This is a genomic window from uncultured Tateyamaria sp. (assembly GCF_947504105.1).
Taxonomy (GTDB): Bacteria; Pseudomonadota; Alphaproteobacteria; order Rhodobacterales; family Rhodobacteraceae; genus Tateyamaria.
Window position 1 is genome coordinate 140,322 of record NZ_CANNGP010000005.1, and the last position, 25,047, is coordinate 165,368.

27 protein-coding genes are annotated in these 25,047 nt (G+C 58.3%); 7 read left to right on the forward strand and 20 right to left on the reverse strand.

Features of this window, described 5'->3' with window-relative positions; translation table 11 throughout:
• Positions 1-26: 26 nt before the first annotated feature.
• The 10 genes from Q1A75_RS05355 to Q1A75_RS05400 all read right to left on the reverse strand — a co-directional run bounded on the left by Q1A75_RS05355 (position 27) and on the right by Q1A75_RS05400 (position 10,381).
• A complete protein-coding gene (locus Q1A75_RS05355; RefSeq protein WP_366142180.1) occupies positions 27-731 on the reverse strand; it encodes an ABC transporter ATP-binding protein in 705 nt (234 codons plus the stop codon).
• The gene (locus tag Q1A75_RS05360; protein WP_299554452.1) at positions 728-1,483 is read right to left on the reverse strand and encodes an ABC transporter ATP-binding protein; all 756 of its coding nucleotides are present in this window, start codon (positions 1,481-1,483) and stop codon (positions 728-730) included. The genes Q1A75_RS05355 and Q1A75_RS05360 overlap by 4 nt, the downstream gene beginning before the upstream one ends.
• Positions 1,480-2,778, reverse strand: a complete 1,299-nt coding sequence (locus tag Q1A75_RS05365; protein ID WP_299554455.1) for a branched-chain amino acid ABC transporter permease — start codon at positions 2,776-2,778, stop codon at positions 1,480-1,482. Before Q1A75_RS05365 ends, Q1A75_RS05360 begins: the two co-directional genes overlap by 4 nt.
• Complete coding sequence (locus tag Q1A75_RS05370; protein WP_299554458.1) at positions 2,775-3,731, reverse strand: branched-chain amino acid ABC transporter permease; 957 nt, start codon at positions 3,729-3,731, stop codon at positions 2,775-2,777. Before Q1A75_RS05370 ends, Q1A75_RS05365 begins: the two co-directional genes overlap by 4 nt.
• Positions 3,732-3,869: 138 nt before the next feature.
• Entirely contained in the window at positions 3,870-5,111 is a 1,242-nt protein-coding gene (locus Q1A75_RS05375; protein WP_299554461.1) for a branched-chain amino acid ABC transporter substrate-binding protein, read from the reverse strand.
• A gap of 182 nt (positions 5,112-5,293) precedes the next feature.
• Positions 5,294-6,322, reverse strand: a complete 1,029-nt coding sequence (locus Q1A75_RS05380; RefSeq protein WP_299554464.1) for a phosphotransferase family protein — start codon at positions 6,320-6,322, stop codon at positions 5,294-5,296.
• A 2-nt stretch (positions 6,323-6,324) separates the two neighbouring features.
• Entirely contained in the window at positions 6,325-7,332 is a 1,008-nt protein-coding gene (locus tag Q1A75_RS05385; RefSeq protein WP_299554467.1) for a nitronate monooxygenase family protein, read from the reverse strand.
• 55 nt (positions 7,333-7,387) lie between these two features.
• Entirely contained in the window at positions 7,388-8,584 is a 1,197-nt protein-coding gene (locus Q1A75_RS05390; protein WP_299554470.1) for an acetyl-CoA C-acyltransferase, read from the reverse strand.
• Positions 8,585-8,675: 91 nt separating this feature from the next.
• Positions 8,676-9,560, reverse strand: a complete 885-nt coding sequence (locus Q1A75_RS05395) for an SDR family NAD(P)-dependent oxidoreductase (RefSeq protein WP_299554473.1) — start codon at positions 9,558-9,560, stop codon at positions 8,676-8,678.
• Entirely contained in the window at positions 9,557-10,381 is an 825-nt protein-coding gene (locus tag Q1A75_RS05400) for an SDR family NAD(P)-dependent oxidoreductase (RefSeq protein ID WP_299554476.1), read from the reverse strand. Before Q1A75_RS05400 ends, Q1A75_RS05395 begins: the two co-directional genes overlap by 4 nt.
• 138 nt (positions 10,382-10,519) lie before the next feature.
• Here Q1A75_RS05400 and Q1A75_RS05405 point away from each other — a divergent pair, with 138 nt between their 5' ends.
• Complete coding sequence (locus Q1A75_RS05405) at positions 10,520-11,515, forward strand: NADPH:quinone oxidoreductase family protein (RefSeq protein WP_299554478.1); 996 nt, start codon at positions 10,520-10,522, stop codon at positions 11,513-11,515.
• Here Q1A75_RS05405 and Q1A75_RS05410 read toward each other — a convergent pair.
• Positions 11,512-12,174, reverse strand: coding sequence for a histidine phosphatase family protein (locus tag Q1A75_RS05410; RefSeq protein WP_299554480.1), 663 nt, complete (start codon positions 12,172-12,174; stop codon positions 11,512-11,514). The genes Q1A75_RS05405 and Q1A75_RS05410 overlap by 4 nt on opposite strands.
• 26 nt (positions 12,175-12,200) lie before the next feature.
• Here Q1A75_RS05410 and Q1A75_RS05415 point away from each other — a divergent pair, with 26 nt between their 5' ends.
• From Q1A75_RS05415 to Q1A75_RS05435, 5 genes are all read left to right on the forward strand, one after another.
• The gene (locus Q1A75_RS05415; protein ID WP_299554483.1) at positions 12,201-13,202 is read left to right on the forward strand and encodes an NADP-dependent oxidoreductase; all 1,002 of its coding nucleotides are present in this window, start codon (positions 12,201-12,203) and stop codon (positions 13,200-13,202) included.
• Entirely contained in the window at positions 13,199-13,669 is a 471-nt protein-coding gene (locus Q1A75_RS05420) for a MaoC family dehydratase (protein WP_299554486.1), read from the forward strand. Before Q1A75_RS05415 ends, Q1A75_RS05420 begins: the two co-directional genes overlap by 4 nt.
• Positions 13,670-13,733: 64 nt before the next feature.
• Positions 13,734-14,177, forward strand: coding sequence for a type II 3-dehydroquinate dehydratase (aroQ, locus tag Q1A75_RS05425; RefSeq protein ID WP_299554488.1), 444 nt, complete (start codon positions 13,734-13,736; stop codon positions 14,175-14,177).
• Positions 14,174-14,923: a LuxR family transcriptional regulator gene (locus Q1A75_RS05430; RefSeq protein ID WP_299554491.1), complete on the forward strand. Its 750-nt coding sequence runs from the start codon at positions 14,174-14,176 to the stop codon at positions 14,921-14,923. Before aroQ ends, Q1A75_RS05430 begins: the two co-directional genes overlap by 4 nt.
• Positions 14,923-15,525, forward strand: a complete 603-nt coding sequence (locus Q1A75_RS05435; protein ID WP_299554493.1) for a histidine phosphatase family protein — start codon at positions 14,923-14,925, stop codon at positions 15,523-15,525. The genes Q1A75_RS05430 and Q1A75_RS05435 overlap by 1 nt, the downstream gene beginning before the upstream one ends.
• 369 nt (positions 15,526-15,894) lie before the next feature.
• Here the strand turns inward: Q1A75_RS05435 and pip are convergent, their stop codons facing one another.
• From pip to Q1A75_RS05465, 6 genes are all read right to left on the reverse strand, one after another.
• Positions 15,895-16,812, reverse strand: a complete 918-nt coding sequence (pip, locus tag Q1A75_RS05440) for a prolyl aminopeptidase (RefSeq protein WP_299554496.1) — start codon at positions 16,810-16,812, stop codon at positions 15,895-15,897.
• 66 nt (positions 16,813-16,878) lie between these two features.
• Complete coding sequence (tsf, locus tag Q1A75_RS05445) at positions 16,879-17,754, reverse strand: translation elongation factor Ts (RefSeq protein WP_299554499.1); 876 nt, start codon at positions 17,752-17,754, stop codon at positions 16,879-16,881.
• A gap of 74 nt (positions 17,755-17,828) precedes the next feature.
• Positions 17,829-18,629, reverse strand: a complete 801-nt coding sequence (gene rpsB / locus Q1A75_RS05450) for a 30S ribosomal protein S2 (RefSeq protein WP_299554502.1) — start codon at positions 18,627-18,629, stop codon at positions 17,829-17,831.
• A 396-nt stretch (positions 18,630-19,025) separates the two neighbouring features.
• On the reverse strand, positions 19,026-19,889 hold the full coding sequence (locus Q1A75_RS05455; protein WP_299554504.1) for a lysophospholipid acyltransferase family protein: 864 nt from the start codon (positions 19,887-19,889) through the stop codon (positions 19,026-19,028).
• Entirely contained in the window at positions 19,886-20,647 is a 762-nt protein-coding gene (locus Q1A75_RS05460) for a GNAT family N-acyltransferase (protein ID WP_299554507.1), read from the reverse strand. Before Q1A75_RS05460 ends, Q1A75_RS05455 begins: the two co-directional genes overlap by 4 nt.
• 94 nt (positions 20,648-20,741) lie before the next feature.
• On the reverse strand, positions 20,742-20,924 hold the full coding sequence (locus tag Q1A75_RS05465) for a DUF3553 domain-containing protein (protein ID WP_299554510.1): 183 nt from the start codon (positions 20,922-20,924) through the stop codon (positions 20,742-20,744).
• 39 nt (positions 20,925-20,963) lie between these two features.
• On the opposite strand from Q1A75_RS05465, the gene Q1A75_RS05470 reads away from it, so the two are divergent.
• Positions 20,964-21,557 (forward strand): histidine phosphotransferase family protein, encoded by a 594-nt coding sequence (locus tag Q1A75_RS05470; RefSeq protein WP_299554513.1) that lies wholly within the window; start codon positions 20,964-20,966, stop codon positions 21,555-21,557.
• Here the strand turns inward: Q1A75_RS05470 and Q1A75_RS05475 are convergent.
• The 3 genes from Q1A75_RS05475 to obgE form a co-directional block, all read right to left on the reverse strand.
• Entirely contained in the window at positions 21,554-22,819 is a 1,266-nt protein-coding gene (locus Q1A75_RS05475) for a glutamate-5-semialdehyde dehydrogenase (protein ID WP_299554516.1), read from the reverse strand. The genes Q1A75_RS05470 and Q1A75_RS05475 overlap by 4 nt on opposite strands.
• Before the next feature lie 75 nt (positions 22,820-22,894).
• Positions 22,895-24,001, reverse strand: coding sequence for a glutamate 5-kinase (gene proB, locus Q1A75_RS05480; protein WP_299554519.1), 1,107 nt, complete (start codon positions 23,999-24,001; stop codon positions 22,895-22,897).
• Positions 23,989-25,023 carry a GTPase ObgE gene (gene obgE, locus Q1A75_RS05485; protein WP_299554522.1) on the reverse strand — a complete coding sequence of 345 codons (1,035 nt, stop codon included), beginning with the start codon at positions 25,021-25,023 and terminating at the stop codon, positions 23,989-23,991. The genes proB and obgE overlap by 13 nt, the downstream gene beginning before the upstream one ends.
• Between the last annotated feature and the right edge of the window lie 24 nt (positions 25,024-25,047).

The window sequence follows — 25,047 nt, forward strand, 5'->3', positions numbered from 1 at the left end:
TCACCCCAGAGGTGGTGTCAAGCCAATTAGACTTCCAACCACTCTTTGCGGATGTCATCACGCGCCTTCAGGTCGTCTGGTGTACCGTCAAACACTACCTGCCCGTGCCCCATGACATAGACGCGGTGCGCGATGTCGAGCGCGATCGAGAGCTTCTGTTCCACCAGCAACGTCGCAATCCCGCGTTTCGCGATTTCCTGAAGCAAATGGGCCACGCGCTGTACCATTTGCGGGGAAAGCCCTTCGGTGGGTTCGTCAATCATGACCAGGTCCGGGTCACCCATCAGCGTTCTGCACATGGTCAGCATCTGTTGTTCCCCGCCTGACAGCACCGATGCTTCCACATCGGCGCGACGGGAGAGGTTTTCGAACATGTCGAACATGTCCTGCATCGACCAGCGTCCCTGCCCGTCTTTCTGCCCGGGTTTCAGGCCGAGAATAAGGTTCTGCCGCGTTGTGAGACCGGGAAAGATATCACGGTTTTCAGGCACATAGCCGATGCCGAGATTGGCGACTTCGTAGGCTTTCTTGCCCGCAATCTCCTGTCCGCGAAACTTGACCGAGCCGTGCGGTTCCACTTCCCCCATCACAGCCTTGCACGTGGTCGACCGTCCCACGCCATTGCGGCCCAGCAGGGCCACGATCTCACCCTCTTCGATCTGAATGTTAACGCCTTGAAGGATGTGGGATTTGCCGTAATAGGCATGCAGGTCAGTGACATCGAGCATCAGTGTGCCTCCAGTGCTTCGCCAAGGTAGGCTTCCTGAACCTTGGGGTTGGCCCGTACCGCCTCGGGCGTGCCTGTGGCGATGATTTCGCCGTAGACCAACACCGATATCTGGTCCGCCAGGCCAAAGACGACACCCATGTCATGTTCGACCATCACAAGCGTCTTGCCTGTCGTCACCGTGCGGATCAAATCGACGATATAGTCGGTTTCCGAGTGGCTCATCCCAGCGGTGGGTTCGTCCAGCATGATAACATCCGCCCCACCTGCGATCGTGATCCCAATCTCAAGCGCGCGCTGTTCGGCATAGCTGAGCACGCCAGCCGGCAAATCGCGGCGGGCGGTCAGGTTGATTTGTTCGAGGATCTGGTCTGCCCCGTTGGTCAGTGCGCGGCTGCGCCCTACCATGGACCAGAAATTGTAACGGTACCCCATGGACCAGAGCAGCGAACACCGCACGTTTTCAAATACCGTCATCTTGGGAAAGATGTTGGTGATCTGAAAACTGCGCGACAGGCCCATGCGGTTGATTTGAAATGGGGCTTTGCCTGCCAGATCCTGCCCGTGCAGGCGGATTGCTCCGTCGGACTGGGGAAAGCGACCCGTGATCAAGTTGAAAAGCGTCGATTTACCTGCCCCGTTGGGCCCGATGATCGCGTGTCGTTCACCCTTGCCGATGCTGAGGTCCACACCGCGAATGATCTCGGTTTGACCAAAGGACTTCTTGAGCCCGTCTAGTTCCAGCGCGGCGCTCATCGTGGGGTTCCGTCAGGTGTGTTGGCATCATTCCACGCCTCGGCCAGTGCGGGTGCCGTGGCGCGCGCGACGCCAAAGCCGATCAAAGTGACCGCGATCGCTACAATCCAAGGCAGCATGGTGTGACTGTCGAATGTGATCCAATAAAGGGTCATGCTATGATCACCCGCACTTGCATGGCGCAGATGGAACGTCATTTCGATCAGCGCGGCGCCCCCCAAGCATCCAACGGCACCCGCCCCTAGCGTCTTGAGGTAGGGTATGCCCAGCCGACCCAACTTGCCAAGGCGCATGGCTGGCACATGCATCATGATCAGCCCTGCGAGCCCACCGGGAAAAAACATCACCGTCACGACAAAGACGATGCCAAGATAAAACCCCCATAGTTCGGTTTGCAGGCTCAGCACGGTCTGCACCAACGTGAACACTATGGCGCCCAGAATGGGTCCAAAGAAGAAACCGACACCGCCCAAGAAGGTGGCAAGCAGGATGAGCCCGGACTGCGTAGTGTTCAAGTTTTCTTCGGTCAATATTTCGTAGTTGACGGCAAAAAGCGCACCTGCGACCCCTGCGAAAAAACCGGATGCGACAAAGGAAAAGAAGCGGACCCAGCGTGCGGAGAAGCCCAGAAATTCGGCCCGCTCGGGGTTGTCGCGTACGGCGTTTGCCATACGGCCGAGCGGAGTGCGGGAGTAGAGATACATCAGTGCAGCAGATATCAGAAGCCATGCAGTTATCAGGTAGTAGACCTCGATCTGTTGCAAAAATTCGACGCCGAAGAACGGCATGCCGTAAGTGCGGTCGCCCGAGATGCCCTCTTCGCCACCGAAAAAGGCGACAATGATGACAGAACAGGCCGCGATCAGTTCGCCAACGCCCAGGCTGATCATGGCGAAAACCGTACCCGCCTTGCGGGTTGAAAAGCTTCCGACGATAGTCGCCAGTCCCATACCCATGAGACCGCCAAAAATGGGCAGAACGGGCAGCGGGATACCGGCAAAGAAATCGTCCATGTTCATGATATGAACACAGGCAAACCCGCCAACACCGGCATAGACTGCGTGGCCGAAGGACAGCATGCCGCCCTGCCCCAGCAGCATATTGTATGCCAGGGCAAAGATGATCGTGATGGCCATCTGGTTCATAATGGTTATGGCAGAATTGGCCGTAAAAATGAACGGCAGAACCATCAGCAATACTGCTGCGATCCCCCATGGCATCAGTGGGATGACCATAGAACCGGCGCGCATCCGCTGTGCAGCTTTTGTCGGGTCTGAGGTGAACTGATCTGTCATGCGTCACGCTTTCCGAACAGGCCATAAGGACGGAAGATCAGGATCAAAACCATAAGGATATATGGCAGGATGTCCGCGATCTGTGGGCTGGTGATCGACCATAAATCACGCCAAGCGCTGTCCCAGATCGGTTCGGGCTTGGTAAAGCCTGCCCATGTGAGCAGATCTTCCATCCGCAGATTGTATGCCTTGGAAAAGGTTGTGATCCAACCGATGAGCAAAGAAGCGACAAGCGCGCCCCAAAGCGAGCCCAGCCCGCCAATGACGATTGTGACGAAAACGATTGAGCCAAGGACAAAGGCCATACCCGGAAATGTGCCCAGCACAGGCCCCGCGATGACGCCAGCCACACCAGCAAGCGCCGTACCGACGCCAAACACACCCATGAAGATCAGCGGCACATTGTGCCCCAAAGCCTCGACTGTTTTGGGATATGTCAGGGCGGCCTGGATGATCATGCCAACGCGCGTCCGCGTCAGGACGTAAAGCAATCCAATAAAGATCGCGATCGAAATAAAGATCATGAATATCTTGTAGGCCGGGATAGAATTGCCTGCGATGGAGAACGCGGTGAACTGCAATATCTCGGGTGTGGCGTAGGGCATCTGGTTCTTGCCCCAGATGAACTGCACCACCTCTTCGATGAGTAGCGCGAGGCCGAAGGTAAAGATCAGCTCTGGCACGTGGCCATATTGGTGCACACGCCTGAGCCCGTAGCGTTCCACACCTGCACCCAGCACACCAACAACAAGCGGTGCGATAAGCAAGCCCATCCAGAAACCGATGTACAGGCTGATCTGGAAGGCAAAATATGCGCCCAGCATGTAAAAACTGGCGTGGGCAAAGTTGAGCACGCCCATCATGGAAAAGATGAGCGTCAAGCCCGCTGACAGCATGAAAAGCAGAAGGCCGGTCACAAGTCCATCGATCAGATTGACAAGGATAAGGTCCATATCAGGCGTGATCCCAATGCCGCTTGCGCGACGCGATTTCTGTTTGAGTTTGAGGGGTTCCCCCCCTCAAACTCCCCGTCGTATTTTTGGTCAAAAGAAGCATGCAGGGCCAACGAAACGCGGCCCCACCGGATCAAATCACGGGCGACGCATCTGGCAGCTTGTGGGACTGTCGGCCGCGGCCATCTCGACCGTTTTGACCACCTTCACGCCGAAACCGGAATTGTCGTAGTCGTACACCACGTCATCGGTATGCTCCATGATATGTACGTTCTGGATCAACTGATGATCACTTTCGCGCATCATGAGTTGGCCACCCCAGAGGCTTTCGTGCTCCATTCCCGCAAGTGCATACGCGACCGGCACGACATCATCTGCTGTCCCGGCTTCGTTGATCGCCTTGGCCAACATCTCGATCACGTTGGTGATACGGGCCTGGCTTAAATTGCCATCCGGATATTTGGTTTTGAACGCCTGAATATATTCTGACGCGGTGTCATTTGCCGGTGGGTTCAACTGACCCTCTGCCACGAGCCGCAAGCTACCCACCCCGGCATCACCGAAGGCGGCAGTGATCCCATCCGCTGCCGCGTAGTACGTGTAGATCGGACCCGTAAATCCATTCTCAAGCACAGATTTGCCCAAACCGACCATATCGGCACCCCAGTTGCCTGTGATTACAGCGTCCGCCTCGGAAGCGACAATCTTGCGGCTGTAGGGGGTGAAATCCTTGACCTTTCCAATGGGGTGTAACTCGTTCCCGACGATTTCGATCTCGGGCGCCTTTTCACCCAGATACTTGACTGCTGCAGCCGCCACAGCTTTGCCGAAGCTGTAGTCCTGCCCAATGATATAGACCTTTTCGATGGCATCATTGCTGACGATACTGTCGGTCAGCGCATCCATCTTGATGTCTGCATTGGCGTCAAAGCGGAAGTGCCAGAAGTTGCACTTGTCGTTTGTCAGCGCCGGATCCACGGCAGAATAGTTCAGGAACAACACCCGGCCGTCCGGGTTGCGGCGGTTGTGCTTGTTGATCGCTTCGGTGAGCGCGTTGGCCACGCCCGATGAATTGCCTTGCGCGATGTAGCGAATGCCCTGATCAATCGCGACCTGCAGCTGGATCAACGACTCTTTGGGGCTGATCTTGTTATCAAAGGCGACAATCTCGAACATGTCACCATCAAGCACGCCGCCTTTCTTGTTCACCAGCTCTTCGGCGGCGAATTGGTACTGGTGCAGACCGTTGGTGCCAGTCCCGGCAAACGGGCCAGACAATGGGTCGATAAAGGCGATCTTGATGGTGTCAGCGCCAGCAGCAAAGGCGCTGACGGCCAAGGTGAGGGCCGTGGTCAGCCCAAGAATCGTCTTAGTGCGCATTATGTTCCTCCCTAGAGCGCGGACCGCCCGGGCGACCTCTTTCGGGCCAGTTTACGAGGCGGGATAGGTCCAGCGTTGCACAGGCACAGGATAAGTCAAGCGTCTAGGTTGAGTTCGGGCATTGGATTGCCGCCGACACAGAAACTTCACCTTTCACTTTAATTTGGTTTCTTAGCTTATTGTTATTTATCATTTTTCAATGCCTTCAGTCCGTTATCAGCGAACACGGGAACAAAGGCACCCACTTGCATGGCCCGCTCCGGATTGGATGCATTGCCATCAATGGCTCTTTTAAGAACACCTTGAATGATCGCACCCATGCGGAAAAAGCAAAAGGCCACAAAGAAACCAAACCTGTCCACGCGTTGCAAACCGCGTCTTTGACAGTAATCCGCGATAAATTCCTCATCTGATGGCAGCCCTAAACTCGCGCGCTCCACGCCCATCAGTCCGCGACCTTGCGACCCGGGGGGCAATTGCCACTGCATGATTACTGACGCAAGGTCAGCATAGGGATGGCCAATCGTGCTGAGCTCCCAATCGAGCACGGCCAGACAGCGCGTGCCCTCGGATTCGAAAATCATGTTGTCGATACGGTAATCGCCATGCACCAGCGTCCGCTGTCCATCATCTTCTGGCATGTCCGCCGCAAGCCGTTCAATCAACGTGTTCATGGCGGGGATATCCTGGGTCTCGGATGCCCGATACTGCTTGGTCCAGCGTCCCACCTGTCGTTCCAAGTAGTGGCCCGGCGGGCCATAGTCGGCCAACCCAACTGCATCGATATCGACCTCGTGCAAGGCAGCCAATACGCGATTCATATCCGCAATGACGGCGGTCCTGTCAGCATTGCTTAGGCCATCCATGGTCGGTTCATTGAAATTTCGACCCGGCACATGGTCCATCACGTAGAAATCCGAACCGATGATGGATGGGTCCTGGCACAACACGTGCATTCTGGCGACGGGCACGTCGGACCCGTACAGCGCCTTTTGCACCCGGAACTCGCGATCCACGGCATGAGCTGATTTCAGGAGCTGACCGGGTGGTTTGCGACGCAGGACATAGTTCCCGGCGCCCGTTTGCAACAGAAAGGTTGGATTTGATTGGCCCCCCGCGAACTTCGTCGCCTCGATGGCCTTGTCGAAGCCCGGCAGCTTGTCTTTTAGAAAGGCCGAAACAGCCGCCGTATCGAGTGTCTGGGTGTCCATGCCTAAGTCCCTGCAAAATCCTGTGCCAGCCGCGCCCTGGCTTCTGCATATTCCTGTGCCATCCGGTCAACGATTGCGGCCGCGGGACCTACGGATGTTACCGCACCCACACCTTGCCCGGATCCCCAAATGGTTTTCCATGCCTTTGGCTTTGACGAGCCTGAAGAGAAGTTCATCGATGTCGCATCTGCTGTAGGCAGGTTGTCGGGGTCCATACCAGCCGCCTCGACCGAACCGCGCAGGTAGTTGCCCCACACCCCGGTAAAGAGAGAGGAATAGACGATATCCTCGGCCCCACTGTCCACAATCATGTCCTTGTATCCCTGCACTGCGTTGGCCTCGTCCGTTGCGATGAAAGGCGATCCGACATAGCCGAAATCCGCTCCAAGCGCGCGCGCGGCCAGCAACGCCTCGCCCGTGGCAATGGCACCGGATAGGGCCAATGGGCCGTCAAACCATTCCCGAATTTCGCGGATCAGGGCAAAGGGGGATTGTTGGCCTGCATGCCCGCCCGCACCGGCGGCGACAGCGACCAGCCCGTCAGCACCCTTTTCGATCGCCTTGCGGGCAAACCTGTTGTTGATGATATCGTGCAAAACCACGCCCCCACAGGAATGGGCGGCTTCGTTCACTTCGATCCTTGCGCCCAGCGACGTAATCCAGATCGGCACCTTGTGCCGGGCGCAAATCTCAAGATCCCGCCCAAGTCGCGCATTCGACCGATGCACGATCTGGTTGACTGCAAAAGGGGCGGCTGGTGTGTCCGGATTTGCCTGATTGTGACGATCAAGCTCTTCCGAAATCTGGGTCAGCCACGCATCGAGAAGCGGGGGATCACCTTCACCTTCGCGGGCGTTCAGCGCGGGAAACGACCCGACGATGCCGGCCTTGCATTGAGCAATCACCAGTTCGGGCACCGAAATAATGAATAAGGGGGCCGCGATCATCGGAATGCGCAACCCCCGCAGCGCGGTTGGCAATCTGTCTTGTGCCATCATGTTGTCCGCCATGGTCCAGTCTTCTTTCTTTCCAAGTAAGGCGTCGCCGGTTCACGCAGCATTGATGTCAAAGTACCTCGAACAGGCCAGCCGCCCCCATCCCGCCACCAACGCACATCGTGCATACGACATGTTTTGCGCCACGCCGTTTGCCTTCGATCAGTGCATGCCCGACCATTCGTGCGCCCGACATGCCATAGGGATGACCGATCGAGATTGCACCGCCGTTCACGTTCAGCAGCTCATCGGGAATGCCAAGGGTGTCCCGACAATACAGCACCTGAACGGCAAAAGCCTCGTTGAGTTCCCACAGACCGATGTCATCCATTTTAAGGCCATGCGCCTCGAGCAAGCGCGGCACGGCAAAGACCGGACCAATGCCCATCTCGTCCGGTTCACATCCTGCAGCCATCACGCCTATGCAGCGGCCAAGCGGTACCAGCCCCTTCTTTTCAGCCAGAGACGCCTCCATCACCACCGCGGCGGATGCACCATCTGACAACTGCGACGCATTTCCTGCGGTGATGTATTCGCCCTGAGCAACATGGATACCGTCCGTAAAAACCGGCTTTAGTCCCGCGACGTTCTCATAGGTCGTGCCGGGCCGGTTGCCCTCGTCTTTCTCCAGCGTGACTTCATGTTCCGAGATGGCTTTGGTTTCCCTGTCCTGCACCTTCATGATGGTCGCTACGGACACAATCTCATCCGCGAACTTACCTGCCTCCTGGGCGGCGGCCGTGCGGGCCTGCGACTGTACGGCATAGCGGTCTTGTGCCGCGCGGCTGATCCCGTAGCGGGCGGCGACGGTTTCGGCCGTCTCCAACATGGTCATGTAGATCTCTGGCTTTTTGGCTTTGAGCCATGGATCGCCATGCGTCCGCATCTCGGGTGTCTGCACCATCGACACGGATTCGACCCCACCGCCGATGACCACATCCATCCCATCTTGCACGACCTGCTTTGACGCCGCGGCAATGGCCATCATGCCGGACGCGCATTGCCGGTCGACACTCATGCCCGCTACAGTCACAGGCAATCCGGCCCGAATGGCCGCCTGTCGCGCAATGTTTCCGGCGGTGTGACCCTGCTGCAAGGCCGCGCCAAGGATCACATCCTGCACCTCTGCCCCATCAACACCGGCACGTTTCACCGCGTTTTCTATCGCATGTGCCGCCAACGTTTGCGGCGTCGTCGCATTGAACGCCCCGCGATAGGCTTTGCCGATGGGAGTACGAGCGGTAGAGACGATGACAGCGTCGCGCATTTATCTGGTCCTTGTTTGAATTGAAAGCGATGGACCGGGGCGCTGCCCCGGACCCCGGAGTTTACTTGGCAAGATGAAGGCGTATTGGCATCTACCAGTCAAGATCGCCCCCCTTGGCCCTCGCCGCGCGCAACGCGTATTTGCGCGTTTGGGCAAAGGCGTTTTCCAGCGGTTCGGCATCTCTTGGGTCGGTGATATCCGACCATGCTTCGGCGACCGCCTCGGGCGTAATGTCACCTTTGATCAAGGCGCCCTGGGTTTCCGTGATTTGCGTCACGGCAAACGTACCTCCGCCCGCTGAAAGGATCGTGCGGCTTGGTGCATCCCGACTTACAAGGTGAAGCACACCGGGCGTAATGGTTTCTGGCTGAAGCAGGTCAAGCGCCGCTTGCGGCAGCAACCCTTCCGTCATTGCCGTCGCGGCGGTGGGCGCGAGTGTATTGACCCGGATATCATCGCGCGCACCTTCAAGGTGAAGCACATTCATCAGTCCGACCATTCCGGCCTTGGCAGCACCGTAATTTGATTGCCCGAAGTTACCGTAGAGCCCTGAACCAGATGCCGTCAGAACGATGCGGCCATAGCCTTGGTCGCGCATGAGCGGCCACACGGCATGGCAGCACTGCGCCGTGCCCATCAGATGGATGTCGATGACCTTGGCAAAATCAGCCATATCCATCTTTGAAAATGTCTTGTCACGCAGGATGCCCGCATTGTTGATCAAGATGTCGATCCGACCCCACCGATCCATGACCTGTGCGACCATTTCGCCAACAGCCCGCGGGTCGGATACATCTGCCGCGATGGCCATCGCCTGCCCACCCGCAGCTTCGATCTCGGCCACCACATCGCCTGCGTCATCCATATCGTTGATCACGACACGCGCACCGCGCGCGGCCAGGCCCAACGCATGAGACCGGCCCAAGCCAGCCCCAGCGCCGGTGACAATCGCAACCTGATCGTCGAAGCGGATCATCCTTCCAGCGCCGCCCGGAACAGGTTTGGACCTGACATCACCTGAATGCCGCCGGATACGGGTAGGATGGCACCGGTCAGATATGCACCGCCCTGCCCGCACAGGAACTGCATGCAACCGGCGATGTCTTCATCGCGGCCCACGCGGCCAAGGGGAACATCTGACCCAACCTTGTCACGCATGCCTTTGTCAGCAGTTGCAAAGGCGGTCATCTTCGACACGAACGGGCCCGGGGCCAGCGCGTTCACGGTCACGTGGTGAGATGCCAGCTCCTTGGCCATGATCTTGGTCATATGCAGGACGGCGGCCTTGGACGCGGCATAGGAATATGCGCCGTCGCCTAGCGGTGTGTCGCCCATGACAGATCCAACATTAACCACGCGCGCAGGATCATCCGCCGTTGTGCTCTTGATCAACATCGGCAGCAAGCTTTGCGTGAGGTGGAACAGGCCTGCCACGTTGACATTCATCACCTTTTCCCACGCCTCATGCGGAAATTGCCCCATTGGCGCGCCCCATGTGACACCGGAGTTATTCATCAGGATGTGCAGTTTGTCGGTGCGCGCCGATACCGCAGCGACCAGCGCCGCTATACCTTCTTCACTGCCGACATCGCCTGCAAACCCGTCGGCGGAACCTGGCGCATCCATGGCGTTCAACTCGGCCGCCACGGCCTCACAGGCATCCCCTTTGCGACTTGCGATCAACACACGGGCGCCTGCCATCATCAGGCCGGTGGCAGCCATCCGCCCAATACCTGTTGCGCCGCCTGTGACCAACGCAACCTTTCCGTCCAATGAAAAAAGGGTCTTGGGATCCATGGTTCTCTCCTCCGATCTGCCGGCTGCCGTTACGTCGCCCTGCCCACGGCTTTACAGCCGCGCCTCCTCAACTGCAGGATGAGACAAAGGCAGGCACATTGCACCCCTGCCGTAACGTCATGGGTGGGAGGACCCGATATGCACGCCATGCTCAGCACCGCGCCCGGTGGCCCTGAAACACTTGAATGGACCGACGGGCCAACGCCCGAACCCAAGAAAGGTGAAGTGCGGATCGCGGTGAAAGCTGCGGGCGTCAACTTTCCCGACACGCTCATCATTCGCGATCTCTATCAGGTCAAACCGCCGCGGCCCTTCGCCCCCGGAGGCGAAGTATCCGGCGTGGTCGAAGCATTGGGCGATGGCGTGTCGCAACTGGCGGTAGGCGACCGCGTCCTTGCGATGACCGGCTTTGGCGGTTTCACAACCCATCTGTGCGCTCCGGCGACTTCTTGTGTGAAGATCCCGGACAACATGCCTTTTGACGAGGCCGCGTGCTTTATCTTTACATACGGAACGTCTTATTATGCGTTGAAAAACCGTGGAGAATTAAAGAAGGGTGAGACGCTTCTGATCCTTGGGGCCGCGGGCGGCGTTGGTGCTGCGGCCATTGAACTGGGCAAAGCGGCCGGAGCCCGGGTGATTGCGGCCGTAAGTTCCAAGGAAAAGGCGGATTTCTGCAGCGGCTTGGGCGCAGACGACGCCATCATCTACCCGCGCGCGATGGACCGCGACGCACAAAAGGCGTTGTCGGGCGACATCAAGAAGGTCGCAGGCCCGGAAGGTGTCCACGTGGCCTATGACGCCGTTGGCGGCGACTATGCCGAGCCGGTGATCCGGTCGATGGCCTGGGGCGGCCGGTTCCTCGTGGTTGGGTTCCCGGCGGGCGTCCCATCGATCCCATTGAACCTGACATTGCTGAAATCATGCCAGATCGTCGGCGTGTTCTGGGGCGCGTCCATCTATCGCGATCCGGCGGGCCACATGCAAAACATCGCAGAACTCTTTGAGATGTATGAGAAAGGTCAAGTGAAGCCGCACATATCGGCCAGCTTCCCCATGCAAGACGCCGCTAGGGCGTTGGACTTGATCGCCGACCGTAAGGTCCAGGGCAAGGTCGTGCTGACAAACGGTTAAAGGTGGTCCAGGTGCTGCGTTTCGTTGAACCCCCGCACAATCATGCGTTCGCCATGTATCACCATGCGACTGATCGAGCCGTTGGCGGCGCCCAGAAAGGCAAACGGCTCCGAGCCGGTGGCAATCGCAAGTGCAGCACCGATTACGCCGCCATGGACAAAGACGGCGACGCGTTGATCCGAATGCGCCTGAGCAACAGTCAGCAGCCCCCTGCGCACGCGGCCAAAGAATGCATCCCGTGTTTCGGCGCCCGGGATCGCAGACCAATCCTGCGTTTCCCTCACGCGCTTGTAGATCGGGTCACCTTCTGCAGCCTTGATTCGATAAAGACCGCCGTCCCAATCGCCCAGATTCACCTCGTGCAGATGAGGGTTCTCAATCGGGGTCATATCCAGATGCGCCGCCAAAGGGGCAGCCGTCTGGTGCGTGCGCGTCAACTTCGTCACGTAAAGCGCTGCAAACGCTTCATGTTTCAATCGCTCACCAACGGCCAATGCCTGTCGCTCACCTTGCGGATGCAAAGGGGGATCACCGCTGCCATCTTTCATCGGAAAACTCATGCCGGCGCGCGCAGGCGCGCTTTCCCCGTGCCGGATCAGAAACACATCTGTTGCCCCCTTGGGCGGCGCATAAACAGGCTGGCGATATTCTTTTGTCATGCCCCCTCATACACAGGAGCCATCTCATGACCAACCGTCAGATCGTTGTTGCCAACCTTCCGCAAGCTGTGCTTGGACCCGAGCATTTCGAGCTGCAGGACACTCCGATGCCAGTACCACAGGACGGCGAGGTACTTCTGCGAACGATCCTCATGAGCATCGACGCCGCCAACCGGTCGTGGATGCAAGGGGCCACCTATCGCGATGCGGTGCATGCGGGCGACCCCATGCCAACCTATTCGATCTGCGAAGTGATGGAGAGCAAGTCGCCGCACCTTGCACCTGGTGACATCGTCGCAGCAGAGAGCGTCTGGGCTGACCACGTGACCCGCCCCGCCCACAAGCTACAGAAGCTGCCCAAGGTCCAACCGCTGAGCCATCTGCTCAGCGTCTATGGCATTGCTGGCAAGACAGCCTTTCATGGACTCCTGCAGATCGGTCAACCGCTTGCAGGTGAAACCATCGTGGTCAGCGCAGCGGCCGGGTCCGTCGGCGGCTATGTCGGCCAGATCGGCAAGGCGCTCGGTTGCCGTGTCGTGGGGATCGCCGGCGGGCCCGAGAAATGCGCCTTCGTCACCGACGAACTTGGCTTTGACGCCTGTGTAGACTATCGCGCGGGTGGCGTGTTCAAAGCATTGAGCAATGCCTGTCCTGATGGGGTCGACGTTTACTTTGACAACGTGGGCGGTGACATTCTGGAAACCACACTCGCCCTCATGAATGAACGCGGCCGCGTTGCATGCTGCGGCGCGATCAGCCAGTACGACACACCGAACCCAACCGGCCCGCGCAACCTGCCAGGTGTTGTCGTGGTCAAGCGACTCCGGATGGAGGGCTTCATCGTCATGGATTTCGCCCGCGATGACGCCAAGGCAACACGGGCCCTGCAAGCCTGGGTCGCGCAAGGCAAGATCAAGGTTACGGAAGATATCGTTGAAGGGTTGGAAAATGCACCGCAAGCGCTTATCGGCCTGTTGCATGGCGACAATACGGGAAAGCGCATGGTGCGCGTGGGCGCTGATCCATGAGCATTGACGACGCGCTTGCCAGTCTATCGCAGCAAATCGGCACCGAAGTAGGCGTATCAAACTGGATCTCGGTCGATCAGCCAATGATCGACCAATTTGCAGCCACAACACATGATGATCAGTGGATCCATATTGATCCTGAACGCGCTGCAGACACGCCGTTTGAAAGCACCATCGCCCACGGGTTCCTGACACTCAGCCTTGCCTCACGCTTCGCCTATGACTGCTTTCCCCTCATGGATGGACAGACCATGGGTATCAACTATGGCTTCAATCGCTTGCGATTCCTGACACCCGTGCGCCCGGGCGACCGGCTGCGCGGGCGCTTCACCCTCAGCCAAGTTACCAAACGCAACGCAACGGAGCTATTGCGTACCCTTGCACTGATGATCGAAATCGACGGGTCAGAAACGCCCGCACTTGTTGCAGAATGGCTTGGATTGGCTGTGTTTGACGCATCCGCGTAACGCCGCACTGGACAGATGCAGGACATAATGGATAACACCGGCGCAAATCTAAGGTTTATTTCCCATGACTTCTGTTCTGGTCCTGAATGGTCCCAATTTGAACCTGCTCGGCACACGTCAGCCCGAGATTTACGGCGCGACCACACTGCCCGAGGTCGAGCAGCTTTGTCGCGATCACGGCACCGCCCAAGGGATTGAGGTCATTTGCGCCCAATCCAATCACGAAGGCGCGCTGGTTGATGCAATCCATGCGGCCAAGGGTGCGCATGACGGGATCGTTTTGAACGCGGGCGCATACACACATACATCCATCGCGCTGCATGACGCGATCCTGGGAACAGAATTGCCAGTGGTCGAACTGCATCTCAGCAACATCCATGCACGCGAGGCATTTCGCCATCACAGCTATATTGCGCCGGTCGCGATAGGCATGATTTGCGGCTTTGGGGTGAGCGGCTATACTCTGGCCTTGGACGCATTGATCGGGCATCTTGGGGCGCGCACGTGAAAAGCTATTTGCACAGACTGTCAAATTGTCAAACCATCGAAGAGCTGTGGGAAGCCCACACCAAGAAGATGGAAGAGTACGGCTTTGACAGACTGATCTACGGTTTTACGCGCTACCGGTCCGGCAATTCACTTGGTGATCCGGAGGATTTTATCATCCTCACAAATCACGACCGCGCCTATTCGGACGTATTTCTTGGCGAACAGCACTACGCTCACGCGCCCATGGTCAATTGGGCGTTGAACAACGAGGGCGCGTGCAGCTGGGGCATACTGGCGCAGATGCAGTCCACAGAAACACTGAGCGCATCCGAACAGCGCGTTCTCGAGTTCAACTATTCGATGGGCGTGACCGTCGGCTACACCATCAGCTTCAAGTCGGTCTCGGCGCGGTCCAAGGGCGCCATTGCGCTGACCGCTCGCGAAGGCATGACACAAGAGGAAGTCGATGCCGTATGGGCCGAACATGGTCGTGACATCCACCTGATGAACAATGTCGCGCATCTCAAGATTCTCACGCTGCCCTATACCGCACCAAACCGCTCGTTGACCAAGCGCCAGCGTGAAGCGCTTGAATGGGTGGGCGACGGCAAAACTATGCAGGATATTGCAGTTCTCATGGGACTGACATCCGCCACAGTTGAAAAGCATCTTCGCCTCGCGCGTGAGGCCCTGGCCGTTGAAACCACAGCGCAGGCTGTGCTCAAGGCCGCCTTTGCAAACCAGATGTTCATTCTCGAGGCCTAATGGCGCATCGCCCGCAGTTGAGATATCTGAGCCATCCGCAAGTTCAGATAGATCCCCGCGTTCCGGTGACAGAGTGGTCGCTCAACAGTGTCGGTCAGACACGGATTAACGCGCTGGCCCAGGTCATTGCCAATAGACTGCAAGACACATTTTCGGTGTTTACCAGTCCAGAACGCAAAGCGCGCGACACGGCTGCTCCGCTCGCGGCAGCGTTGGGGTTGGATGTGACCGTAGCAAAAGACAGCTACGAAAATGACAGAGCTTCAACGGGTTACCTACCGCCACCCGAATTCGAGACTACAGCGGATGCGTTTTTTGCCGACCCAGACCAGTCAATTCGCGGCTGGGAACGCGCGAAGGATGCACAGGATCGTATATTCTCCAGCATCTTGCACATGACGCAGGCCGCACCGCCTGGTGACATGCTTGTCGTCGGACATGGTGCGGTTGGCACCCTGCTCTACTGTGCCTGCGCCGCGACCCCAATCAGCCGAGACCATGACCAAGGACCCGGCGGTGGTGGGAACCTAACGACGTTTGATCGGGCGACACTGCAGGCGACCACGCCATGGCAATCGTTGGAACAAGCTTTCGCACTTTGATTCTCGACAGTCACTTTATGGTTTTCTGGATCAAAAGCCTGTCAATTTGACATAATAATACAACTTCCGCGACGGCATTTGAAATTTTTGACCATCAGGTAAGGAATCCCCCACTTTGCTAACGTGGGGTAAATTTGGCATTGTACTCATGTTCCGTGAGTGGTGGCTTTAGCCAGGGAACAGCGAAGCGGACCTCTCGCAATTACGAGGGCTCTACGTTTCGACCGGTTCTTCCGGACCCGGCTCGCCTGTGTATTGATCAGCAGGTGGGTCGGATTTGTAGCGTCCACGTGTCTCATCCCCGTGGCCAAGGACGCCGACAAACGGACGGGATTGCGCCCCCAAACGCGATCCCGTCCACCCCCGTATTCAAACTGCCAAAGAATCCATCGCAGACCGAATGGCGTCGGTCATCTCACAATCCAGAGCCGAATGGCATGTACCGCCTAACACCTGCAGGCTTGCAGTCGGCCAGGCTTGTTTCAATTCCCATGGTGCACGCAGAGGGCAGGATGGATCGAACCGGCTGTGGATCATGGTGCAGGGGATATGCGCGATGGTTGGGACGCCGCGCAGCAATTGATCATCCTCCATCCACGGACCTTGAGCGAAGTAATGTGTGACAATCCGAGCAAAGCCCAGCCGAAAGGTGGGGTCGGCATAGCGTGACCCCGGGGCATGAATGTCACCACCGAAGATGCCCGTCACCCACTGACACCAGCCATCCGCCGCAGACTGGGCGTGCACCGGATCACGCAATAGCCCGGCATAGGCGCGGATCCGTTCCCGCGTTGCTGCAGGTTGGCTGCTAACCTCAGGCACTTGCGCGCAAAAAGCTTTGTAAGCTTCGGGAAATATGTTCCCTACGTGTCCGTAAAGCCAACACAAGTCCCGCTCAGTCGTTGTCGCGACTCCCGCCAAAACCATAGCACGCACGCGCGCCGGATAGGCCTGCGCATAGGCCAGTGCCAGCGTCGATCCCCATGATCCGCCGAACAGCACCCACGCTTCCACGCCCAGATGTCTGCGCAGCGCTTCAATGTCCGCGATCAGATGAGGCGTCGTGTTGGCCTTTAACGCATCAAGCGTCTCCGACGCCACGGGCGTCGACCGACCGCAGCCGCGTTGATCCAGCAGCGTCACGCGGTATCGCGACAAATCGAAGAGATCGTAGTGGTCGGGCTTGCAGCCAGACCCGGGGCCACCATGCAATACCAAGGCGTCGACGCCCTGCCCGGCCTGTTCGAACCAAAGCCGATGACCCTCTCCGACATCCAGCACAGGCATCTCCCCTCCAAAGCAAAACGGCGCGCCCCATGGACGCGCCGTTTCAAACTCAATGCAAGGGAAAGATCAGCCCTGAGCGGCTTTCGCAACCTCGGCTGCAAAGTCTTCCTTCTCGACTTCGATGCCTTCGCCCACTTCCAGACGGGCAAAGCCAGTGATCGTGGCACCAGCCTCTTTGGCGGCAGCCTCGACAGTCAGATCGGGGTTCACAACAAAGGCTTGGTTCAACAGGGTTGATTCGCCGACGAACTTCTTCATCCGGCCAACGATCATCTTCTCGATAACCTGCTCTGGCTTGCCGCTTTCGCGAGCAATATCCATCTGAACCTGCTTTTCCTTCTCGATCACGGCGGGGTCCATGTCGGCTTCGGACAAAGCGGCAGGGTTCACAGCCGCGATATGCATCGCAACCTGCTTGCCGAACGCCTCATCACCGCCATCCATGGCAACCAGAACGCCGATCTTGCCCATGCCGACAGTCGCGGCATTGTGGACGTAGGATACAACCGTACCGCCCGAGATCTTCTCCATGCGGCGCACGCTCATGTTTTCACCGATGGTGGCGATCTTGTCGGTCACCACATCGGCCACGGACTTGCCACCCATGTCGGCAGCAACCAATGCTTCGACATCGTCAACACCCAGAGCGGTAGTGGCGATACCCGACACCATCTCCTGGAATTCGGCATTCTTGCCAACAAAGTCGGTTTCCGAGTTCACTTCAACCGCGACGCCAGTGCCACCGTCCACAACGACGGCAACCAGACCTTCGGCAGCCGTCCGGCCCGATTTCTTGGCAGCCTTCGCTAGACCCTTGGTGCGCAGCCAGTCGACAGCGGCTTCCATGTCGCCACCGGTTTCGGTCAACGCTTTTTTCGCGTCCATCATGCCCGCGCCGGTGCTGTCGCGCAGTTCTTTCACCAATGCTGCTGTGATTGCCATCTCTTGGCTCTCCTCAAATAGGTATGGGGTGCGGCAGGGCTTAGCCCGCCGCACATGTCAGATGTGTGACAGGCTTAGCTTTCAGCAGGCGCTTCGGCGGCTGCTTCTGCTGCAGGGGCCTCTTCGGCCACAGCTTCTTCAACCGGAGCCTCTTCCATGGCACCCAGGTCAACACCAGCCGCACCCAGTTGAGCACTCATGCCGTCAAGTGCCGCGCGCGATGCCAGATCGCAATACAGCGAAATGGCACGGGCCGCGTCGTCGTTGCCAGGGATGATGTAATCGACACCATCAGGCGAGCAGTTGGTGTCGACCACAGCCACGACCGGGATGCCCAGCTTGTTGGCCTCGGCCACGGCCAGAGCCTCTTTTTTGACGTCGATGACGAACAGCAGGTCAGGACGACCGCCCATCTCGCGGATACCGCCCAGCGAGGCTTGCAGTTTGCCCTGGTCACGTTCCATGCCAAGACGCTCTTTCTTGGTCAGGCCTTCGAACCCGTTCTCGGACTGCTCATCAATCGCCTTCAGGCGGTTGATGGATTGCGACACGGTCTGCCAGTTGGTCAGCGTGCCACCCAGCCAACGGTGGTTCATATAATACTGTGCACATTTCTCGGCCGCATCCGCGATGGGTTGTGCCGCCTGACGCTTGGTGCCAACGAACAGAACGCGACCGCCTTTTGCAACGGTGTCACGCACCGCTTGCAGGGCCTGGTCCAGCATAGGAACCGTCTGTGTCAGGTCCATGATGTGAATGCCGTTGCGCGCGCCATAGATGAAGGGCGACATGCGCGGGTTCCAGCGCTGTGTCTGGTGACCAAAATGTACGCCTGCTTCGAGCAGCTGGCGCATGGAGAACTCGGGAAGAGCCATGTGCTTTATCCTTTTCCGGTTTTCGCCTTGCCCGGGGTATCAGCGCATATGCACCAACCGGTGGACATCTGGGGATGTCTCCCCCATCTGCCCGCCCCGAACTGCGGAGTTGTGCGCGCCGATTATGCCAACCGTCCCGAAATGGCAAGCCCCAATCGCCAGCATGCATAGGGCTCAGGAAAATTGCGAGCACATCAGCCACCTGCGCCTGAAAACGGTGTCGCGCTCAAGCGCGTCCTTCGGGTCACCCAACTACCGGGTCACCCAACTACAGTATCTGGTGGACAATAGGTGATCTGTCATAGGCCGATGCATCCCCCGCGCATGGAGGGCACTAGGGGTGACAGGCGAAACAGCCTGCGGCAGTTCTGCATCCCGCGCAACAAAAGGTTAAATTCAAGCGCCATCGTTTACCTTGCGTTGACTGGTCGCAGGCTCATGACTGTTCAGCACCGCAATCTCGGCGGCGGCTGCCAATGCCTTGCGGTCCGCAAAATCCGACACGGCCAAAGGCGGATGATAGATCACTTCGACCCGCCCTTGTCGCGGCAGGGCAAGCGTAGCCAACAAATGCGTGCCAAACCCCATGTCGCCCCACCAGCCATAGGTGCGCAGATCACGCCCTTGCGGCGCGTGATATACAACGGTGACGGGCTGCACATACAGATGTGGGTGCAAGTCCTCGGCAAAGAACGATGCAAAGAGCGATGCAAAGAGCGTGGTCTTGAATGGCAACACACGCAACCCATCGGTGCTGGTGCCTTCGGGAAAGAACAACAGGCGCTGACCGGCAAGCAGCCGTTCCTGAAACAGTTCTGTCTGGATTCGCGCAGCCCGTGGATCACGCGCAATAAACAACGTACCCGTAGCGCGGGCCAGTGTTCCGATGCCGGGCCAGCCCGCCACTTCGGATTTCGATACGAAATAGATGCGATCCGCCGCATTCAGAACAAAGATGTCCAACCATGACGAATGGTTTGCCACGATTGCACCCCGCCCCTTCATCGGCTTCCCCGTGCGCACATAGGATAGACCCAGCCAGAACAGCGACAGACGGCACACCACCTGTGTGATCCAGGGTGTCCAGGGACGCGCCAGTCCAAAAAACGGGCGCTCGATCAGACGTACGGGTAAAAGCAGTGCCAATCCGACAAAGATGATCAACATGATCCCGATCCCACGCCAAAGGACGCGCAAAACCGCCATTTTCCCCCGCACCACATGATCAGGTGGCGGTGCACCATCCCACGTCATGTTCATGAAACGGCTCCATAAATTCGCCTCTGGCGCTCAGACATGGCAGCGGTGTCCATCATCAAACACACGTCCGTTGTGTTAAAGGCATGATCGACATAGGCCCCCTCGCCCACGACACCACCAAGGCGTAGGTAAGCTTTGATCAGCGCAGGCATTTCCACCATAGCCGCGCGACGATCGATCTGGTCTTCGGGCATCAGGTTCATCGTGGCCGCATGCGGCGCGCGCGCCGTCACACGAAGTGTCTCGGGCGCAAGGTGGCGATGGTGGAGCAGCGACAACGGCTGTGCCAAGGCCTGCACATCCGTTCCGTGAAACGACGCAACACCAAACATGATGTCGATCTTATGCTCGGCAACGTATGCAGCAAGCCCATTCCAAAGATGATACATCGCGGGGCCACCACGATAGTCGCGGTGCACACAGGATCGGCCCAGTTCCAACAATCGTCGACCCGTGGCCCGCAGCCGCGCCAAATCATATTCATCCTCGGAATAGAATTGCCCTGCAGCCTCGGCCCGTTCAGCCCGTAGCATGCGGTAGACGGCAACGACCCCGCCCACCGCGTCGTCATGCAGGATGAGATGATCAAAGAAGGGATCAAAACGATCGCATTCAAGGCCCGCATCGTGGTCGACCATCACGCCACCACCGCCCAACTCACGCACAAATACATCATAGCGCAACGCCTGCGCCGCCCGCAGGTCGTCTGGGTCGTTCACAAGGCTTACGCGAAATTCAGGGTCTTTGGTCGGGCTCATCGCGGGCGGTGTAGCGGCATATCCTGGAAAAGTGTAGAGATCCGGTCGGTATGCGACCAGAGGTTGCAACACGTTAAGGTTTCAGAAAGGATGATCAGGCATCAAAGACCGGGATTAAGGCAATCCGTGTCCCATCGATCACCACCTTGCCCTCATTGGGAAAATTCACGGTGACCTTGGCTGCTACGTTGCTTTGGACCTGTCCAATGCCCCAATCGTCGTATTGGGGGTGACGCACCAACATGCCGGGGGCCAGAATGGCGTTCAGATCTTCCATTTACGGCCCTCTACTACTTTTTCACCTGGGGGGCCGCTGATGGGCCAAAGCAATATCAACTTGGCTGCATTGATCGGCAGCCGCATCTGTCATGATCTCATATCGCCAATCGGGGCCATCAACAACGGTCTGGAATTGCTCGGCATGTCCGATGGGCACGAGGGCCCGGAACTTGATCTGATTTCTGAAAGCGTGGGCAACGCAAGCGCACGCATCCGGTTCTTTCGCATTGCTTACGGCGCAGCAAGTGACCAACTCTTGGGCCGGGCCGAGATCGTATCGATCCTGTCGGACAGCATGCGCGGCGAACGCCTGAAAGTCGTCTATGGTCCGCTTGACCCGCAACCACGCTGGGCGGTGCGCATGGCCTTTCTTGCGGTGCAGTGCCTGGAAACTGCCCTGCCTTATGGCGGGCGGATCGAGATAGCGTGCAGCAACGGCGCTTGGGACATCGTTGGGCATTCCACGAAACAAAGTATCGATGCGTCGCTTTGGGGCCTTCTAATGGGCGATGTCATCGACGACCTGGCGCCAGCACATGTACAATTTGCTCTATTGCCCGCAGTAGCGGCGGACGCAAAGCGAACGCTGAAAACCGAAACTCTGCCAGAGCGGCTTACGATCAGGTTTTAACTCCGTACAGTTCCGTCACCGCGCACCAGATACTTGAAACTGGTCAATTGCGCTGCACCCACCGGTCCGCGTGCGTGCATCTTGCCCGTCGCGATGCCGATCTCCGCCCCCATACCGAACTCGCCCCCATCCGCAAACTGGGTCGAGGCGTTGTGCATCAGGATCGCACTGTCGAGTTCGTTGAAAAACTGGGCAACAGCGCCTGCATCCTCGGTCAGGATACAATCCGTGTGATTTGAGCCATGGGTGCGGATGTGCTCAATCGCGGCATCAATTCCGGGAACCACGCGTGCCGCGATATCCATATCCAGATATTCCTTGCCCCAGTCGCCATCAGTTGCGGCCAACACGCCTTCGATGGTTTGAAGCTCCAGATCGGCATGGACACGCACGCCCGCGCCCATCAACGCGCGAACGACCCCTTGACCAATGGTGGGCGCGACATCCTGATGGATCAACAAACACTCGGCGGCTCCACAAATGCCTGTGCGCCGTGTCTTGGCGTTCAACACGACCTTGAGCACTTTCTCGGGATCCGCATGCTTGTCGATGTAGATGTGCACGATCCCTTCGAGGTGGGCAAAGACTGGCACCCGTGCCTCCCGTTGCACAAGGCCGACAAGGCCCTTGCCGCCGCGGGGGACGATGACATCAATCGTGTCGGTCATGGTCAGCATCTCGCTAACCGCGGCGCGGTCGCGCGTCGGCACCAACTGAACAGCATCCTCGGGCAGGCCCGCATCGCGCAAGCCAGCTTGCAGGGCGGCGTGGATCGCACCAGATGAATGAAAGCTCTCAGATCCACCGCGCAAGATGACTGCATTCCCGGCCTTGAGGCACAACGCACCAGCATCCGCCGTCACATTGGGGCGGCTTTCATAAACAACGCCCACCACACCCAAAGGCGTGCGGACGCGCTGGATGTTCAGCCCCGTAGGTTGCGTCCATTCCGCCAGCACCTCACCCACCGGATCGGACTGCTCAGCCACAGCACGCAGGCCGTCGACAATCCTGCGGATGCGGTCTTCGTCCAGTCGCAAGCGATCCATCATGGCATCGGACAAGCCCTTGTTCCGACCAAATTCCATGTCCAGTGCGTTGGCGGCGATGATTGCATCACGGCTGTTCCAGACATGCTCCGCAGCGCTGACAAGAGCGGCATGCTTACGCTCGGCATTGGCAAAGGCAAGTATCGCCGAGGCGGATTTTGCGCGAATGCCGATATCGACCATCAATGCGGGAATGTCGGCGAAGTCTTTCATGGATCACGTCCTTTTTCAGGCGGTGCGCCGCAGATCAATGTGCCTCCGGCGGTCGTATTTATAGTCAGAAGAAGATCACAGCGCCATATCATCGCGGTGGATCAGGGCAGCTCGTCCCGGATATCCTAGCAGCATCTCGATCTCGGCACTCCGGTGGCCTTTGATCTTTTGTGCTTCTTCTGCTGTGTAGCGGCTGAGGCCCAAACCAAGTTGATGCCCATCCGGACCTGTGATCGCCACCGGGTCACCACGGCCAAACATTCCCGAAACCGCGTGAACTCCGGCAGGTAAGAGGCTGTTTCCTCTTGATAATGCCAGTGCAGCGCCCGTATCCAATGTCACTGTGCCAAGCGGTTTCATTGCAGCGATCCAACGCTTACGGGCAACTTGCGGGTCAAGTGTAGCAGTAAACCATGTGGCATTCGCACCTGTCTCAAGCCCCGCGAGCGGGCGCAAGGCAGCACCGTGGCAGATCGCCATTGCACATCCCGCCGCCGTCGCAGTTTTTGCCGCCATAAGTTTGGTCTTCATTCCACCCTTTGACAGACCGGACCCGGCGTCACCCGCCATCGTCTCAATCTCTGGCGTGATATCATCAATAATATCATAGCGCTTTGCGCTCGGATCATCTGCGGGATTGGCAGAGTAGAACCCATCCACATCCGAAAGCAGGACAAGAACATCAGCCCCTATGGTCGCCGCGATCTGGGCGGCCAGCCGGTCATTATCGCCGAACCGGATTTCATCCGTCGCGATCGTATCATTTTCATTGACGATCGGCACGACATTCAAGCCAACCAATTGCTCAAGCGTGGCCCGGGAATTCAGATAGCGACGGCGGTCACGGCTGTCCTCTAGTGTCATCAGCACCTGCGCGGTGGTGATGTCGTGCGGCGCCAACGCTTCTTCATAGGCCCGCGCCAGTCGGATTTGTCCCACCGCTGCTGCGGCCTGCGATTGTTCCAAAGCAAGATCAGTTGCAGGCAATCCCAGAACGCCACGCCCAAGCGCAATGGACCCGGACGACACGAGCACGACCTGAACACCATGCGATCTCAGCCAAGCGACATCCTGTGCCAGTGCCGCCAGCCAGTCATTGCGCAGCGCGCCCGTAGCTCGATCGACCAACAGTGCCGACCCGATCTTGACCACAAGCCTCTTAGCCTTGGTCAGGGGCGCCATGGCTCGGCCTCTTCCTGCGGGCGGTGACGGAGGCGGTCATCATCGATCTGGCCGCGGAGTGTGCGTAGGACCTGCGTCACACCGTCTCGTGCAACGCTCGACATAAGCATGACCGGGCCGCCCGATACTTCCTCGAGCGCGGTGCAGGCGTCGGCCCGTTCTTCTTCATCCAAAGCATCAATCTTGTTCAGTACGGTCACGCGCGGCTTGTCTGCCAGATCACCGCCATAGGCCTCAAGCTCACCAATGATGGTCGCATAATCTTCGGCCACCGTCTCGGAAGTGCCATCCACCAGATGCAGCAAGACCTCACAGCGTTCAACGTGACCCAGAAACAGATCACCTAAGCCCCGCCCCTCGGACGCACCTTCGATCAGGCCGGGGATGTCCGCGACCACAAATTCCGTATTGTCCACGCCCACGACGCCGAGGTTCGGGTGCAGAGTGGTAAAGGGATAATCCGCGATCTTGGGCCGCGCATTCGACGTGGTGGCAAGGAAGGTCGACTTGCCCGCGTTGGGCAGGCCCAGCAGCCCCACATCAGCGATCAACTTCAGACGCAACCACAGAGTACGTTCAACCCCCTCCTGCCCGGGATTGGCGCGACGTGGTGCCTGGTTGGTGGCTGATTTGAAATGCAAGTTGCCCCAACCGCCATTGCCGCCACGCGCCAGCTCGACCCGATCACCGACATTCACCAGATCGGCAATCACCGTCTCCTGATCCTCGTCAAGGATTTCTGTCCCCGCGGGGACACGCAGCAGAATACCGTCACCGTCCTTGCCCGTGCGTTGCCGACCCATACCCGGTTGGCCGTTCTTGGCAAAGAAGTGCTGCTGGTAGCGGAAATCGATCAGCGTGTTCAGTCCGTCAACCGCCTCGGCCCAGACCGAGCCACCGCCGCCGCCATCGCCACCGTCAGGACCGCCGTATTCAATATATTTTTCGCGCCGAAACGAGATGCACCCATTTCCGCCTGCACCCGAACGGATGTAGACCTTGGTCAGATCAAGAAACTTCATGAATGGTGTCCTAGCGCGGGGGCC